This is a genomic window from Actinomycetospora sp. TBRC 11914, from assembly GCF_012933465.1.
Classification (GTDB): Bacteria; Actinomycetota; Actinomycetes; order Mycobacteriales; family Pseudonocardiaceae; genus Actinomycetospora.
The window spans coordinates 1,065,637-1,078,711 of sequence record NZ_JABBND010000001.1 but is presented as its reverse complement, the minus strand read 5'-3'; the positions used below and the strand labels follow the sequence as shown (position 1 = coordinate 1,078,711).

General features: G+C 74.2%; 11 protein-coding genes. 6 read left to right on the top strand and 5 right to left on the bottom strand.

The window, feature by feature from the left end; all coding sequences use genetic code 11:
• Positions 1-61: 61 nt before the first annotated feature.
• The 4 genes from HH311_RS05115 to HH311_RS05100 all read right to left on the bottom strand — a co-directional run bounded on the left by HH311_RS05115 (position 62) and on the right by HH311_RS05100 (position 5,547).
• On the bottom strand, positions 62-1,708 hold the full coding sequence (locus tag HH311_RS05115; protein ID WP_169182406.1) for a hypothetical protein: 1,647 nt from the start codon (positions 1,706-1,708) through the stop codon (positions 62-64).
• A 291-nt stretch (positions 1,709-1,999) separates the two neighbouring features.
• Entirely contained in the window at positions 2,000-2,857 is an 858-nt protein-coding gene (locus HH311_RS05110; protein ID WP_169182405.1) for a MaoC/PaaZ C-terminal domain-containing protein, read from the bottom strand.
• A gap of 3 nt (positions 2,858-2,860) precedes the next feature.
• Positions 2,861-4,243 carry a 3-oxoacyl-ACP reductase gene (locus tag HH311_RS05105; RefSeq protein WP_169182404.1) on the bottom strand — a complete coding sequence of 461 codons (1,383 nt, stop codon included), beginning with the start codon at positions 4,241-4,243 and terminating at the stop codon, positions 2,861-2,863.
• A gap of 14 nt (positions 4,244-4,257) precedes the next feature.
• Positions 4,258-5,547 (bottom strand): acetyl-CoA C-acetyltransferase, encoded by a 1,290-nt coding sequence (locus tag HH311_RS05100; RefSeq protein ID WP_169182403.1) that lies wholly within the window; start codon positions 5,545-5,547, stop codon positions 4,258-4,260.
• 74 nt (positions 5,548-5,621) lie between these two features.
• Here HH311_RS05100 and HH311_RS05095 point away from each other — a divergent pair, with 74 nt between their 5' ends.
• The 3 genes from HH311_RS05095 (at position 5,622) to HH311_RS05085 (ending at position 9,181) form a co-directional block, all read left to right on the top strand.
• Positions 5,622-6,419: a TetR/AcrR family transcriptional regulator gene (locus HH311_RS05095; protein ID WP_169182402.1), complete on the top strand. Its 798-nt coding sequence runs from the start codon at positions 5,622-5,624 to the stop codon at positions 6,417-6,419.
• 132 nt (positions 6,420-6,551) lie between these two features.
• Positions 6,552-8,588 carry an acyl-CoA dehydrogenase gene (locus HH311_RS05090; RefSeq protein WP_169182401.1) on the top strand — a complete coding sequence of 679 codons (2,037 nt, stop codon included), beginning with the start codon at positions 6,552-6,554 and terminating at the stop codon, positions 8,586-8,588.
• Positions 8,589-8,686: 98 nt separating this feature from the next.
• On the top strand, positions 8,687-9,181 hold the full coding sequence (locus HH311_RS05085; protein WP_169182400.1) for a hypothetical protein: 495 nt from the start codon (positions 8,687-8,689) through the stop codon (positions 9,179-9,181).
• A gap of 254 nt (positions 9,182-9,435) precedes the next feature.
• Here the strand turns inward: HH311_RS05085 and HH311_RS33110 are convergent, their stop codons facing one another.
• A complete protein-coding gene (locus HH311_RS33110; protein WP_169182399.1) occupies positions 9,436-10,665 on the bottom strand; it encodes a phosphodiester glycosidase family protein in 1,230 nt (409 codons plus the stop codon).
• Positions 10,666-10,849: 184 nt separating this feature from the next.
• Between HH311_RS33110 and HH311_RS05075 the strand changes: the two genes are divergently transcribed.
• From HH311_RS05075 to HH311_RS05065, 3 genes are all read left to right on the top strand, one after another.
• Positions 10,850-11,884: a TerC/Alx family metal homeostasis membrane protein gene (locus tag HH311_RS05075; protein ID WP_169182398.1), complete on the top strand. Its 1,035-nt coding sequence runs from the start codon at positions 10,850-10,852 to the stop codon at positions 11,882-11,884.
• Positions 11,850-12,362 (top strand): DUF309 domain-containing protein, encoded by a 513-nt coding sequence (locus HH311_RS05070; protein WP_169182397.1) that lies wholly within the window; start codon positions 11,850-11,852, stop codon positions 12,360-12,362. Before HH311_RS05075 ends, HH311_RS05070 begins: the two co-directional genes overlap by 35 nt.
• A 139-nt stretch (positions 12,363-12,501) precedes the next feature.
• Positions 12,502-13,041, top strand: a complete 540-nt coding sequence (locus HH311_RS05065) for a type 1 glutamine amidotransferase domain-containing protein (RefSeq protein ID WP_169182396.1) — start codon at positions 12,502-12,504, stop codon at positions 13,039-13,041.
• Positions 13,042-13,075 lie beyond the last annotated feature (34 nt).

Here is a 13,075-nt window from a genome sequence, read left to right as displayed (position 1 = left end):
AGACATCCTGACATCCCATGTCTGGCGGCGGAACCGGACGACCCGTGCGCGTGGTCACGCGTCAGGGGTGGTGCTTGTCGCCCGAGGGGTTCGACCCGCCGTGCCGCGTCCCGTGGTGCTGCGACGACGGCGCGACGGTCCCGGCCCCGGTCGCGTCGGCGAGCGAGCGCAGGTCGAACGAGACGAAGTCCCGGCTCGAGGTCTGCAGGTAGTGCTGGGCGCCGACCTGCTCGTCGGGGAAGAGCTGGAACGCGTCCGGGCGCGGCTGCCCGGTCGGGTGGAAGTACGCGCCCGACACCCAGGCCGGGTTGATGTCCAGTTCCATCCCGCGCACCGCGCCCGCGGACCGCAGGATCTCGCCGAGGGTGCACACCGACAGCGCCGGGCCGCCGACGTAGATCTCCGCGCCGGTCGCGGTGACCCCGAACGCGGAGCGGTTGATGTAGGCGGCCTGCCCGACGGTCGAGCCCCACTCCGCGGTCCCGCCGGTCGCGCACGTCGGGTTGACGACACCGTGGTCGACGAGCGGGACCAGGTTCTGCCGGACCGCGACCACGTCAGGGGTCATCCGCACCTCGCTGCCCCAGGCGCCGACGTCGGCGTTGCCGTCGCGGTGGATGACCAGGCTCGCGGCGCCCGGCACGAGCGGCCGGGCCTCCTTGCCGTCGAGGTACCAGCCGCCGTGGCTGTCGCCCTGAAGGCGGAAGCCCGCGGAGAAGGCACTGACGACGGTGCGCTGCTCGGTGCTGTCGACCGAGGGCGGCACCGGGAAGTCGCCGCCCGGGTCCTCCGTGCCGGGGTGCAGCACACCGCGCACCAGCGTCGGGTTCAGCCACAGCACGCCGACCAGGAACGAGGTGTGCGCCGCGTCGGGGCGGACCGTCGTCAGGCGGACCGCGTCGCCGTGGGGGGTGGCCACCACGGTCTGCCACTGGCCCTCGCCGGGCAGCGGTGCGAGGCCGGCTGGCGCCGGCAGGGGCGGCGGGGCGGGGCTGCCGCCGGGGTGGTCGACCACCGCGCCGGTGGCGTGCGGGATGCCCCCGGCGGGTGTGCCCCCGGTGGCCGGCTGGTCCAGGTCGTACTGGCGGGCCTCGGCCCAGGTCACGAGCGGTCCGAGCCCGTGGTCGCGGCCCCACTCGGCCAGCCGGGCCGGGACCGTGTCCGAGCCCCGCCGGGTCAGCGCGTGGACCAGCGAGGGCGTGGCGACGGCGGCGAGCACCAGCACGACGGCGGCCAGCGCGGCGAGCGAGCGGCGGAGCCACCGGGACCGGGGGAGAACCCGGAACCGGCGCCGCCGCCCAGCGGCCGGGAAGGTCGTGGTGTCTGCCTCCGCCGGATCGCCGCCCTCGGGCGGCTCGACGGGTGCCACCGGCACGGTGCTCGCGCCGACCGGGTCGGCGTGGTCGTCCGCCTCGTCGTCCTCGGGCCCGGTGGCCGGGACGGACTCCGTGTGGGCGTCGTCGTCGGCCTCGTCGTCGGGCTCGGGGGCGGGGTCCGCCTCGTCGGTGTCCGTCGTGCCGTCGTCGGGCTCGGCGTGCTCGTCGTCCTCGTCCTGCGGCGTCCCGACGGCGGACGTGGTCACCGTGGGCCCGTCGAGGCCCTCCCACGTCGCCTGCTCCTCGGCCGCACGGTCGTCGTCGGGCACGTCGACCCGGCCGGTCGGTCCGGTGTCCGGGGCCGCCAGGGCGGACGAGGGATGAGGGGCCACGACAGGTCATCGTGCACATGACCTGCGGCGTAACGGTGAAGCCCCCATCTGGTGAGCCGCGGCCCGGCCCGGTTCGTCCCGCGGTGTGCTCGAAGGTCCCGCCCCGACGCGGAGCGCGGTGTGAGTGACGGGTCACCAGGGGCACGGAGCACCGAGTGGACTCCCACGGCGGCGACCGCGACCACCACGGCCCACTCGGCGAGGAATGTCGGACCGCGCCGCCCCCGGAACGAGCGAAGGGCCCCTTTCGTCGAGAAGATCGACCGAAGGGGCCCCTCGCTCAGAGCAGCCCTACGACGACGGCCGGATCGTCAGCAGCAGGTGGTCCTTGCCCTTGCTGGAGCGCAGCGCGGCGTCCCACCCGTCCTTCGCCGCGGCCGTGTAGAGCAGCGCCGTCGACGGCGTCCGCAGCGGCGCCCGGAACACGGCGTCGACCGTCGAGGCCGGGCCGTAGCGCCCGGACAGCGCGGCGAGCACCCGCGCCTTCGACCACATGCCGTGCGCGATCGTGCCCGGCATCCCGAACGCCTTCGCGGCGAGGGAGTTGATGTGGATCGGGTTGACGTCGCCCGACACCGCCGCGTAGCGCCGGCCGATGTCGCCCGGCACCTTCCACACCGCGTGCGGCCGGTCCCCGACGACGGGGGCGGGCTCGGGCGGGGCCGGCTCGGCGGCGTCGTCGGCCTGTGCCCCGCGCACGAAGTACGTCGACCGCGAGTGCCAGGTGTCCTCGCCGTCGGGGGTGCTGACGTTCGCGACGAGGTCGACCTGCGCGCCCTTGGGGTGCGAGACCAGCCGCTCGGCGTGGACCCGCAGCGTCAGCGGCTCGCCGACCTCGAGGGCGCGGCGCTGGCTGATGACGTTGCGCAGGTGCACCATGCCCGGCGCCGGCAGCGGGAACTCCCGGTCGGTCATCAGCCGCATCTGCAGCGGGAACGCCAGCATGTGCGGGTAGGTCAGCGGCACGTCGCCGCCGACCCGGAACCCGCACACGTGGGCGTAGTCCGCCACCGCGTCCGCGTCGATGGTGGTCCCGGCGAGCTCGAGCGTCCGGTCGGGGAGCGTGTCGCCGCCCGAGCGCGCGGTGAGCAGCGCCCGCCCGTAGAGCGCTCCCAGCGTGGGGGGTGCGTCCAGCGTCTCGGTCGCCATGCCTCAGGCCCCCAGCAGGTTCTGGCCGTCGACGCGCAGCACCTGGCCGTTGACCGCGTACGACGCACCCTGCGCGAAGTAGGCGATCGTCTCGGCGACGTCGACCGGCAGCCCGCCCTGGGTCAGCGACGAGAGCCGGCGCCCGGCCTCGCGGGTCCCGACCGGCATCGCCGCCGTCATCGCCGTCTCGATGAACCCGGGCGCGACGGCGTTGATCGTCGCGTCCTTGGGGGCGAGCAGCGGGGCCGTGGCGTCGACGAGCCCGATGACGCCGGCCTTCGAGGCGGCGTAGGACGTCTGCCCGCGGTTGCCGGCGATCCCGGCCATCGACGACACGGTGACGATGCGGCCGCCGCGGTGGAAGCCGGTGTCGTCGGGGGAGCCGATGAGGATGTCGTTGATCGCCAGCTGGGAGTTCAGGTTGACGTCGATCACCGAGTTCCAGCGGTCGGTGTCCTGGTTGGCCAGCAGCTTGTCGCGGGTGATGCCGGCGTTGTGCACGACGATGTCGATGCCGCCGTGGCGCTGCGCGTGCGACAGGATCGCCTCGCCCGCGCCCTCGCCGGTGATGTCGAGCTGCAGCGCGGTGCCGCCGACGTCGTTGGCCGTGCGCGCCAGGGCGTCGCCCGCGGACGGGACGTCGACGCAGACCACGGTGGCGCCGTCGCGCGCCAGGGTCGTCGCGACCGTGCGGCCGATGCCGCGGGCCGCGCCGGTGACGACGGCGACCTTCCCGGCGATCGGCCGGTCCCAGTCGGTACCGGCGGACGAGCCCGCGTAGCCCGGCACCGTCCCCACGTCGAGCCGCTGGCCGTCGACGAAGGCCGAGCGCGACGAGAGGAAGAACCGCAGCGTCGACTCGAGGTCGTTCTCGGCGCCGTCGGCGACGTGGACCAGGTTGACCGTCGCGCCGTAGCGGGCCTCCTTCGCCGCCGAGCGCACGAGGCCCTCGAGCGCGCGGCGGGCGGCGCGGACCGCGGGGCGGTCGGCCTCGGCCGGGACGTCGCCGATCACGAGGATGCGGCCCGAGCTCCCGACCCGGCGCATCACCGGGGTGAGGAACCCCTGGATCGCGGCCAGGTCCGACGGGCTCGAGAGGCCGGTGGCGTCGACGACCGCCGCGGCGACCTTCGACGTCGACGACCCGCCGCCGATCGGGGCCTGCGGGTCCTCGTGGACCTCCACGCCCGCGTCGGACAGCACGGCCCGCACCACCTTGGCCACGCGGCCGTTCGCGGTCGCGGTCCCGAGCAGGGCGGCCCCGGACAGCAGCGGCTGGCCGGGCTCCCAGCGCCGCAGCACCGGGACGGGCGGGAGGCCCAGGTTGCCGGCGATCGTCTTGCCGATGCCGGAGTTGACGAAGTCGGAGTACCAGTCGTGGGACATCGTAGGAGCTCCTGTCAGGCCTCGAGGATGGCGACGACGCCCTGGCCGCCGGCCGCGCAGATGGAGATGAGCCCGCGACCCCCACCGTTCTCGTGGAGGATCTTCGCGAGGGTCGGGACGATCCGGGCGCCGGTCGCGGCGAACGGGTGGCCGGCCGCGAGCGACGAACCGTGGACGTTGAGCTTGCCGCGGTCGATCGAGCCGAGCGGCGCGTCGAGCCCCAGGCGCTCCTTGCAGAACTGCGGGCTCTCCCACGCGGCGAGCGTCGCGAGGACCGTGGAGGCGAACGCCTCGTGGATCTCGTAGAAGTCGAAGTCCTGCAGCGTGAGGCCGTTGCGCTCGAGCATCCGCGGCACGGCGTAGGCCGGGGCCATGAGCAGGCCCTCGTCGCCGTGCACGTAGTCCACCGCGGCGGTCTCGGCGTCGACGACGTGCGCGAGCACCGGCAGGCCGCGCTCGGCGGCCCACTCGTCGCTGGCGAGCAGCACGGTGGCGGCGCCGTCGGTGAGCGGCGTCGAGTTGCCCGCGGTCATCGTCGCCTCGGCCTTGTCGGCCCCGGCGGGGAAGAAGACCGGCTTGAGCTTGCCGAGCTTCTCGACGGACGAGTCGGCCCGCAGGTTGTTGTCCTTGGTGAGCCCGAGGTAGGGCGTCATGAGGTCGTCGAAGAACCCGGCGTCGTAGGCCTTGGCCAGGTTCTGGTGCGAGAGCGCGGTGAGCTCGTCCTGCGCGGTGCGCGAGATCGCCCAGTGCGCGGCCGTGATCGCCGTGTGCTCGCCCATGCTCATCCCGGTGCCGGGCTCCCGGTTGGCCGGGATCTCGGGGACGATCTGGCCCGGGCGCAGCCCGGCGAGGGCCTTGACGACGCCGGCCGTGGACTTCGCGCGGTTCGCGGCGAGCAGGACCTCGCGGAGGTCCTCGTTGACCGCGATCGGCGCGTCGCTGGTGGTGTCGACGCCGCCGGCGATCCCGGACTCGACCTGGCCGAGCGCGATCTTGTTGGCGATCAGGACGGCGGCCTCGAGTCCGGTGCCGCAGGCCTGCTGGACGTCGTAGGTGGGCGTCCAGGGCGAGAGCCGGCTCGCGAGCACCGCCTCGCGGGTGAGGTTGAAGTCGCGGCTGTGCTTGAGCACGGCGCCGGCGACCACCTCGCCGACCCGTTCGTCGGCGAGCCCGAAGCGGGCGACGAGTCCGTCGAGCGCCGCGGTGAGCATGTCGGAGTTCGAGGCGCGCGCGTACGCGCCGTTGGAGCGGGCGAACGGGATGCGGTTGGCACCGACGACCGCCGCGCGACGGGGGCTGGCCACTGGGTCCTCCAGGGGTGCTGGCTGTGTCGTACGCGAAACTGTGTTACTCGAAAGTAGCAGGTACCGTGGGTGCCGTGAGTCGTCGTTCGCAACGTCACGAGGACGAGGGGCGGAACGGCCGCGACGCATCCCGCCGTGGCCGGCCGGGCTCCTCGTCGGGCGACGCCGCGTCCGCCGACCCGCCGGACGACGGCGCAGGGACAGCTGGCCGGGACAGTGCCCCGCCCCCTCGCCGGGACAAACGTTCCAGCCGCTGGGACGAGCACCGCAAGGCCCGCCGCCAGGAGCTGACCCTCGCCACCATCGTCGCGATCCGCGCCCACGGCGCGGACGTGGGCATGAGCCAGGTCGCGGCGCAGGCGCGCACCTCGAAGACCGTCGTGTACCGGCACTTCGCCGACAAGTTCGACCTCTACCAGGCGGTCTGCGAGCGCGTCGGCGCCGTCATCGTCGGCAAGGTGCAGCAGGCGATGCGCGAGGCCGGCCCGCCGGAGCGGACGCTGCTCTCGGGCGTCGACGCGTACCTCACCCTCATCGAGGCCGACCCGGACATCTACCGCTACGTCATGCGCCCGCCCACCTCGGAGCGGTCGTCGTCGGCGGGTGGCCCGAACGACTTCGTCGGCGACCTCACGTCGTTCATCGGCGACTTCGTCGGCGAGATCATCTCCACCGAGCTGCACCGCCAGAACCGCGACGCGACCCCCGCGACGACGTGGGGGCACGCGCTGGTCGGCATGGTGCGCTCGGTCGGCGACCACTGGCTGACCGTCCGTCCCGATGTGCCCCGGGAGACGATCGCGTCCGAGATCGCCGACCTCGCCTGGTTCGGGCTCCTGCGCACCGTGAACGAGGCGGCCGCGTCGGCCTGACGCCCGACGGGCACGTGACCGTGACCACCTCAACGGGGCGGTGACCAGCGACGTAGCGAAGCTACTCACGGGTAACCTGAGGGCGAGGGCGGCCGGCCGCCGCCGCCGCCCCTTCCACACCGGGAGGACACCGTGACCGCCAGTACCCCCCTCGACCCCGGGTCGGTCACCCCCGCGACTGTCGTCGCCGTGCGCCGGTCGCTGGACGGCCGGTGGGCGAGCCTGCGCGACGAGATCCGGGCGCGCGACGACTTCGCGCAGCTCCGCGTCCCGCCGGGCACCGACACCGAGACCTACCGCGACCGCGTGTGGGAGATGCTCGCCCAGCTCGCGGCGGACGGGCACGCGCTGCACGGCTTCCCCACCTCGGTCGGCGGCCACGGCGACATCGGGGGCTCCGTCGCCTCGTTCGAGATGCTCGCGTTCGCCGACCTGTCCCTGCAGGTCAAGAGCGGCGTGCAGTGGGGCCTCTTCGGCGGCGCGATCCAGGCGCTGGGCAACGCCGAGCAGCACGCCCGCTACCTCCCCGGCGTCATGGACCTGAGCCTGCCGGGCTGCTTCGGCATGACCGAGACCGGCCACGGCTCGGACGTCCAGTCGGTGCACACCGCCGCGACCTACGACCCGCGCACGGGCGAGTTCGTCATCGACACCCCGACCGAGTCGGCGCGCAAGGACTACATCGGCAACGCCGCGCGGGACGGCCGGATGGCCGTGGTGTTCGTGCAGCTCTACACCGCGCCCGAGGGCGAGCAGCCGGAGCGCCACGGGGTGCACGCGGTGCTCGTGCCGCTGCGCGACGAGGACGGCACCGTCCTGCCCGGCGTCGAGATCACCGACGACGGGCACAAGGAGGGCCTCAACGGCGTCGACAACGGGCGACTGGCCTTCCACGGGGTGCGCGTGCCGCGCGAGAACCTCCTCGACCGCTACGGCAGCGTCGCCGCCGACGGCACCTACTCGAGCTCGATCGAGAGCGAGAACCGCCGCTTCTTCACGATGCTCGGCGCGCTCGTGCGCGGCCGGGTCAGCGTCTCGGGCTCGGCGGTCGGCGCGGCGCAGCTCGCGCTGACGATCGCGATCCGCTACGCCGAGGCCCGGCGACAGTTCGCGGCGCCGGGCGGGGACGGCGAGATCACGATCCTCGACTACCTCGCCCACCAGCGGAAGCTGCTGCCGCTGCTCGCCCGGACCTACGCGCTGCGCCTCGCCCAGGACGAGCTCGTGGAGATGCTCCACGACGTCCAGACCACCCGGGAGGCGGGCGGCGACGTCGACGAGAAGCGGCAGCGGGAGCTGGAGTCACGGGCCGCGGGCATCAAGGCCCTGTCGACCTGGAATGCCACCGAGGTCATCCAGGTCTGCCGCGAGGCCTGCGGCGGGCAGGGCTTCCTCTCCGAGAACCGCCTCGGGACGCTGCGCACCGACACCGACGTGTTCACGACGTTCGAGGGCGACAACACCGTCCTGCTCCAGCTGGTGGCCAAGGGCCTCATCTCGGACTACGCCGACGACTTCGGCAACCTCGACACGCTCGGCACGATCCGCTTCGTCGCCGACCAGGTCCTCGACACCGTCGCGGAGCGCACCTCGCTGCACTCCCTCGCCGAGCGCCTGCGCGGTGCGACGGCGGGCGACGACGACCAGCTCCTCGACGCCTCCGCCCAGATCAAGCTGCTCGACGACCGCGAGGAGCACACGCTCGACTCCCTCGTCCGCCGGCTGCGGCCGGCCCGCGGCAAGGGGGTGTCCGCCGCCCGGGCGTTCGAGATCTTCAACCGGGCCCAGGACCACCTGCTGAAGGCCGCGCGCAGCCACCTCGACGGGCTCGTCCTCGACGCGTTCAACCGGGCCTGCGAGGCCCAGCAGGACCCGGCGGCCCGGCAGCTGATGCGCCAGGTGTGCGACCTGTACGCGCTCTCGGTGATCGAGGCCGACAAGGGCTGGTTCCTCGAGCACGGCCGCCTCTCCGCCGCACGGTCCAAGGCCGTGACCGCCGAGGTGAACCGGCTCTGCCTGTCCCTGCGGCCCCACGCCCGCGCGCTCGTCGACGCGTTCGGGATCCCGGAGTCCTGGATCGGCGCCCCGATCGCCACCGGCGACGAGGAGCGCCGGCAGCGCGAAGCGGACGCGCACGCTCACGCGGATGCCGGGGAGCACCAGGTCTGATCGGGTACGACCCGTGTGAACGGGGGTCGTCCGGGTACAGGGTGGGCACGGCACCGGTCCGGCCGCCCCCGGTGCGCCGCACGAGGAAGGACCACGACGTGACCACCGATCCCGCCGGGCAGTGGAACAGTGACGCCCAGGTGATGCCGCCGCCGCCGAAGAACGGCGCGGCCACCTGGTCGCTGGTGCTCGCGATCCTCGCCCTGCTCCTGTGCTGGTTGTCCACCCTCGGGGTCTTCATCGGCGGTGGCGGGGTCATCGGGTTCGGTCTCGTCCCGATCGTGCTCGCCGTGATCGCGATCGTGCTCGCGATCGCCGGGATGCGGCGCGCGTCCCGCCAGGGGGCGTCCCGTCGTGGGGTCGCCATCGGCGGGTTGGTCGTCGGGATCGTCGCGCTGCTCGCCGCCGTCGTCATCACGATCGTCTCGGCGGTGTTCCTCGTGGTCGTCCCCGGCGGTCTGGGCCAGACCGTGCAGCAGGTCCAGCAGTGTGTCCGCCAGCAGGTGGCGCAGGGAACGCCCGCCGCCCAGGCCCAGCAGATCTGCGCGCAGCAGGCCCAGCAGCAGGTCCAGAAGCAGGTCGGCGGCGGCTGACCCACCCCGCACGACGACGACGGGCCCCTCACCTGCGGGAAGGTGAGGGGCCCGTCGTCGTGCGCAGGGTGTCCGAACCGGGCGATGAGCCGCCTCGCGGCGCGTGGCACACCAGGGCTTCAGCCGAACGATCGTCCCTGGCGGCTCTTATCATTGAGACCCGGGGGCACATGGCGCCCGGCCCGGACACCCGATACAACCACGATCCCCGGGTCGGTGTTCCACCGGGCCGCGAATTCCGTCCGTGGCCGGAGTCACCGCGCGGGGACCACCCCGACGCCGTCGCGGACCCGGCGCAGGGGCATGTCGGACGGGGTGTTGACCACGCCGAGCGTGCCTCCGGCGGGCCGGCGGACCATCTGGGTCGACCCGCCGCCGTCGAGCGCCACGGCCTGCGGCCAGCCCAGCTCGACGACGAGGCGGCCGAGCTGGGCGAGGGTCAGCCCCACGCTCGCCTGCTGGCGGCCGTCGACCGCGACGAGGGCGAGCGTGCGGCCGTCGGCGGACAGGCCCACCGCGGTGCGCGGCGCCCGCTCGGTGTCCTGCAGGCCGGGCCACGGTGCCCCGCCACGGGCGAGCGGGAGCACGCCCAGCGCCGTCCGCAGCGCCGGGGTACCGCTCGCGCGCAGCTCCCAGTGCGGCACCGCCCGGTCCCCGACCCGCAGCCCGCGCAGCGCGTCCGCACCCCGGTCGCGCCCGACCAGCGCGACGGCCCCGGTGGGCACCGCCGCCGTCCCGACGGGCCCCGACGCCGCCACCCGGCCGTCTCGGACGACGACCTCGACGGTGTCGGGACTGCAGGGCGCGTGGGGGTCGGTGTCCGACCCGCAGACGGTGCGGGTGCGCGGCGCCGCACCCCATCCCGGCGTGAAGGCCGCGATGCCGCCGACCGGGACCGCGTAGGTGTTGAGGCCGGAGAGCGCGAGCGGGGCGCCCGCGGTGGTGACGGTGCCCGCGAACCGCACGGTGTCGATGCGGGCGGCGCCGGACGCGTCGATCCCCAGCACGGTGTCGGGGTCGGAGCCCGGCGGTCCGGGCGGTGCCGGGCGGCGGCCGGGGACGACGGCGGACGTGAGCGGGACGCCGCCGGAGAGCTCGGCCCCGACCGGGGCGCCGCTGCCGCCCTCGTCGAAGAAGTCGCCGTTCACGCCGGCGATCGCGCCCACCCGCCCGGCGAGGTCGGGCACCGTCGCGGTCGCGGTGACGACGGGGGAGCGCAGCAGCACCACGGCGAGGCCCGGGTTCCGCAGGTCGACCCGCACCACGTGCCCGCGTACCCGGCCCGCGGCCACCGTCGTCGTGAACTCGCGGTACTCGGTGCCCGGCACGTCGCCGCCGCGCGCGGCGAGGACCTGGTCCAGGACCGCCCCTGCGGGCGGTGGCGGCGGGGGAGTGGGGCCGGCGAGCGCACTCGGTGCGACGGCCAGCAGGACCGCCAGCGCGGCGACCCCGCCCGCGAGCGGCCGCACCACCCGGATCGCCACCCGCCCCTCCCCCCGCTCGCCGCCGCGGCGCACGGTTCCCGATCACCGGGTCCGGGGTATGCGCGCGGCGCGCGGGGGCGGGCGAGTCCCCCTCGTCGGGTGACGTGGGCGACCTCATGACGTAAAGGGAACCCCAAGAGTTCCCCATTCGTCATCAGGGGGAGACGAGCCACGAGGAGGCAGGGTGACGGTCCCGTTCTGGGTGTGGGCGGCGACGATCGGTGGGATCGCCGTGCTGGTCGCCGTCGACATCTGGCACGCGCGCTCGCCGCACGAGGTGAGCTTCCGCGAGGCGACGCTGTGGTCGGTGATCTACGTCGTCGTCGCGCTGGCGTTCGGCGTGGGCGTGTGGTGGTTCATGGGGGCGCAGTCCGGCATCGAGTACTTCTCGGGCTGGCTGGTCGAGAAGAGCCTGTCGGTCGACAACCTCTTCATCTTCGCGGTGATCCTCGGCCAGTTCGCCGTCCCGAAGCGCCACCAGCAGAAGGTGCTGCTCTGGGGCGTCGTCGGGGCCCTGGTGATGCGCGCGGTGTTCATCGTCGTCGGCGCCGCGGTCATCTCGGCGTTCGCGTTCGTCTTCGTGGTCTTCGGGCTGTTCCTGCTCTGGACCGCCGTCGGGCTCGTCCGCTCGCACGGCTCGGAGCCGAAGGACATGAGCGACAACGTCGCCGTCCGGCTCACCCGCCGACTCGTCCCCGTCCATGAGGAGGAGACTGCGGACGGCGACCCGCACGACGGCCGGCTGACCCGCCGCGTCGACGGCCGGTTCGGCGTCACGCCGCTGTTCATCGCCGTCGCGGTGATCCTCTCGGTGGACCTGGTCTTCGCGCTCGACTCGATCCCCGCGATCTTCGGGATCACGCAGAACGCGTACCTCGTGTTCACCGCGAACGCGCTCGCGCTGCTCGGTCTGCGCGCCCTGTACTTCCTGCTCGTCGGGCTGCTCGACCGGCTGGTGCACCTGAGCTACGGGCTCGCGTTCATCCTCGCCTTCATCGGCGTCAAGCTGATCATGCTCTACCTGCACGAGGACGTGTCGGCCGCGGTCCCCGCGGTGCCGACCTGGCTCTCGCTGACCGTCATCGTGGCCACGCTCGCCGTCGTCACGGTCACGAGCCTGGTGTCCACCCGGGGCGGTGGAGCGGCGGACGACGAGCCGGCGCCGCGCGTGTCAGGCTCGGAGCATGACGGCACCGGGAGCCCGACGCGCCAGCCCTGACCGCGACCGAGCCCGTGACCGCGACCCCGCGGGCCGGGCGCGCAACGCCCGCCCGCGGGACGCGTCGGGGCGGCCCCTCGCGCCGGGGGAGGCGGGGGTCGAGCGGGTCGACGAGGACGTCGTGCTCCCGCCCGACGAGGCGCTCGCCGAGGCCCAGCGGCTGCTCGACGGCGGCTGGCCCTTCCACGCCCACGAGGTCCTCGAGGGCGCGTGGAAGTCGGGTCCCGACGACGAGCGCCCCTTCTGGCAGGGCCTCGCCCAGCTCGCCGTCGGGCTCACGCACGAGCAGCGCGGGAACCGTCGGGGGGCGGTGTCGCTGCTCCGGCGGGGCGCGGACAACGTCGGCGACGGGGCGGGCACGGCGTCGCGGCACGGGGTGGACGCGACCCGGCTGACCGGCTGGGCGCGGGACCGGGCGGACGCGCTCGAGGGCGGCGGGGAGCTGGGGGCGGGGGGTGCGCCGCGACTGCTCGGGTGAGGCCGGGGCGGTGGTCCCCCGCTGACACCCGATGTCGGGGTGGACCCTCGCTGACGTGCGCCGGCGCCGTTTCGGGCCGGCCGGGACCCGGGCACCCGCCCGAGCCATCGCAGCCACCCCCGGTGAGGAGACACCCGTCATGGCGAACGAACTCTCGGGCAAGCGCGTCGCGATCCTCGCGGCGAGCGGCGTCGAGCAGGTCGAGCTGACCCAGCCGCGTCAGACCGCCGACGACGCGGGCGCCACGACCACGCTGATCTCGATTGACACCGGCGAGATCCAGGCGATGAACGGCGACATCAACCCGGCCGACACGTTCCCGGTGGACGCCGCGATCGCCGACGTCTCGGCCGACGACTTCGACGCGCTGATCCTGACCGGCGGCACCTGCAACCCGGACACGCTGCGCCAGAACGGCGACGTCATCGCGTTCGTCCAGGCGGTCGCGGCGGCCGGCAAGCCGATCGCCGCGATCTGCCACGCGCCGTGGACGCTGGTGGAGGCCGACCTCGTGCGCGGGAAGCGCCTCACGTCGTTCCCGAGCCTGCGCACCGACATCCGCAACGCCGGCGGCACCGTCGTCGACGAGGAGGTCGTCGTCGACCAGGGCCTGATCACCAGCCGGAACCCGCACGACCTCGACGCGTTCTGTTCGACGCTGCTCAAGGAGTTCGCCTGAGCGGAAGCGCTCTGGGCGGCCCGGGCACCCGGCG

Excerpts from the sequence above, each read along its gene's own strand:
- HH311_RS05065 (WP_169182396.1), top strand. The coding sequence starts at position 12,502 with ATGGCGAACGAACTCTCGGGCAAGCGCGTCGCGATCCTCGCGGCGAGC.
- HH311_RS05110 (WP_169182405.1), bottom strand. The coding sequence starts at position 2,857 with ATGGCGACCGAGACGCTGGACGCACCCCCCACGCTGGGAGCGCTCTAC.
- HH311_RS05070 (WP_169182397.1), top strand. The coding sequence starts at position 11,850 with ATGACGGCACCGGGAGCCCGACGCGCCAGCCCTGACCGCGACCGAGCC.
- HH311_RS05105 (WP_169182404.1), bottom strand. The coding sequence starts at position 4,243 with ATGTCCCACGACTGGTACTCCGACTTCGTCAACTCCGGCATCGGCAAG.